The organism is Ferrithrix thermotolerans DSM 19514, assembly GCF_900128965.1.
Classification (GTDB): domain Bacteria; phylum Actinomycetota; class Acidimicrobiia; order Acidimicrobiales; family Acidimicrobiaceae; genus Ferrithrix; species Ferrithrix thermotolerans.
This window is the reverse complement of sequence record NZ_FQUL01000074.1, coordinates 1-2,847: the sequence shown is the minus strand read 5'-3', so window position 1 is coordinate 2,847 and position 2,847 is coordinate 1. Positions and strand designations below refer to the sequence as shown.

Annotated in this window: 2 protein-coding genes; both read right to left on the bottom strand. The window is 45.0% G+C overall.

Annotation, left to right across the window (positions count from 1 at the left end):
* Nucleotides 1–79: 79 nt before the first annotated feature.
* Nucleotides 80–1,891, bottom strand: a complete 1,812-nt coding sequence (locus BUA24_RS11590; protein ID WP_178138837.1) for a glycosyltransferase family 2 protein — start codon at nt 1,889–1,891, stop codon at nt 80–82.
* A 797-nt stretch (nt 1,892–2,688) separates the two neighbouring features.
* Nucleotides 2,689–2,847: IS3 family transposase (locus BUA24_RS11585; protein ID WP_084660472.1), on the bottom strand; the 159-nt coding region annotated here is incomplete at its 5' end.

The window sequence follows — 2,847 nt, the reverse complement described above, 5'->3', positions numbered from 1 at the left end:
ACCTCAGTAAATAATGAGCACAATATATCTAAACAGGCTTGAGGAATACAAATAAATTACCAAGGGATTTCAAACATAACTAGCACTCTATTTCATATTCATTAGAGTGCCTGAGACTTAGATTTGGGTTGTAGAAAGGATCAGCATCGATATATTCGAACCATCTCGCACGAAATAGCTTGCCGTCACGCTGAAATCGCCAAACCTTGTATGAAGTATTATCCAGTCCACGGGTTATTGACTCTAAATGTATGATACGAATGTAAGGATTCTGAACTATATAGTATCCATTATCCAAGACCTTGAGGCATAAATCAGTATCATTGAACGCATTTGGAAAATGTTCTTCATCTAAGCCGCCTACCTCCAAAAACAGTTCACGATGTATCGCTAGACAAGCTCCGATCACTGCAGATACATTCCGAATCATTTGCATCTGCCCGTGATAACCTGCATCGTGACAATCTCTTAAGGTGTAAACGTTCGCAACTAAACCGTCTACCCCCAAAAGCGCACCTCCATGTTGGACGGTACCATCTGGATAGAGAAGCAGCGCACCTACGATCCCAGTTTTGGGTAGTCCAAAGGTCGCAACCAGTCTAACTAACCAATAAGGATCTGTTATCTTGATATCATCATTCAGCAAAACCAATATATCACCCGTCGCAGACTTGGCCATTTGATTATTAGCAGCGGCGTAGTTGAACGGAACGCCTCTAGGTCGAAAATGATAATGCACGTTCACTCTCTGATCTTCAGCCACATGGTTCAAGAAGGCTATAGTTTGCGCTGTCAGCGCTTCACTAGTGTCAATTCTCACAATTACTTCGAAATTATCAAAGATGGTTAGCTCTAGGATGGAAGTCAAACATGGTTCAATAATCTCGTATCGGCCACTAGTGGAAATTAGTATCGAGACAAAGCAACTTATGCTGCACTTTTGTCCTTGTTCCTTATCTCGACACCAAGACACAATGGATTCATAATTGAAGTCTGGCAGCAAGACTTTGAGTAGCTGACGAACGCTCTCGTTATTGGTTGCGTTCTTGCGGATGTTGTCAGATATAGGTACTGATGCATCAGTGATCCTTTGATGGTAGAGGATTTCAGGTATCCTACGCGTTCGATTTCGTTGCCAATCGATTTGTTTAAGGAAGCTGAGCTTTAGAGCCCAGGGGTGTTGAATCAGCGAAAGCATATCGTTACTACAAAGTTCTACAAAAGTGGAGGTTTTGAAGGCACAGAGGTTACCAATGTAGTCTTGTTCAATTTCCAACGCAGGTGATAATTCTGGTTTGAAGTAGGGATAAGATCGTTCCCCGTAATCATCTATCAAATCTTCGTCGCTATAAATCATCTGTATCGTTTCATCTCGCGTGTATTGAGCAAGTAGGTAATCCGTTGCGAGAGTATCGAGCTCATCTTGGTCATCGACAAAAGCAACGAAATCGCTCGCTAGTTCATTACAGACGAGCGCCAACAAGGAAGGGTATGGCAAATCACTGGCTACATCTGTTACCAGCAAGATCCGGTGATCGCGCTTTGATAACGTCTTCAAATAGATGCGATCCTCTGTAGATATATCTCTAGGAAGTACAAGTACAAGGCGCCATCGGCTGTTAGCCTGCGACTTTATCGACTCTATCGAAGATTTATAGGCTAGGTGTTCACGAGCAGATCGGATGACGACAACATAGGTAATGAAGGCATGTTGTTTTTCAAGTCTTGAAGCGCCTAATAGTCTCTCATCGCGTAGCCGATGAATTGTCTCGTGTTGTTCGACCCAACTCGAGTAGCGGCTATCGGGATTAGATAGTTGTTCATATTGGTGTGGTGCGTTGAATGTCTTTGGTACAGAAAGCGACATTCGCCTTGTCTTTCGTAATTCCATGCGAAAGTCACCTCTAATGCCGTATGCAACGAGGGCAACTGTTGATCCAAAGCATGTATACCTGATCCGATACCAAGACTGGCTCTGCAAATGATACGGTCCACTGAGTATCTGCGATGCTTGATCATAAGACAGAACGTACAGACGAAATCTGTTAGATATTTGATCGGAGAAGACTCTAATCAAGATTTCGTGCGATGCCTTCGAATGGTAGGGAACCGTCCCCAAATTGATCTGAGCTTTCCCCCCGAGGACATTGCAGTAGGCTTGGGGCACATATGTACACGGTAAGGCTGACGACTTAGTGTACCTGATTGGAAGTCGGGTTAGTAGCCTCTTCAAAGCTGCTGCCGTGTACCGTAGGAGAGAGGTTGCCCGCCAAGATGTGGACGAATGAATCTGTTCAATCTGGAGATTGAGGAGTTCTACGTTGTGAGAGCAATCCTCGATTTTGGCGTAGGCCTCACCGAGGAGCCGCTTATGTTCAGCTAGATCGGCGCTTAGTTCATCGATCATCTGATTTTGCTCGGCGAGGGCTTCACGTAGCTTATCAACGTTGCCTTGATCAGAATCCATACAGCTGTCCATCATAATTTGCCAGGCGGGCTTTATCGTGTTGGTCAGCTCTGTGAAATTAGTGCGGGATTCCGCTGACCGATCAGAATGCAGGAGATCGTTGGGAATTTGCGAACTGTGGCTATAGATGAGACCAAGTAGTATTTCCTACCCTACTCTCCTCTAGTCTTGATGAAGACGCAGACGGAAACTACTCACAAAGCGGGACACCATGGACTTGCTCACCAAATGGGACACTGAACCCCCCTTACCCATGCGGCCTGTATCATAGCCCCTTGTTCGAACTGCATCGGCGATACATATTCGATGCTCAAATGAAGCCTCTTGCAGCTGTACCATTGGATCCAGTCAAAGATTGCGGTTCTTGCCTCCTCTCGTGT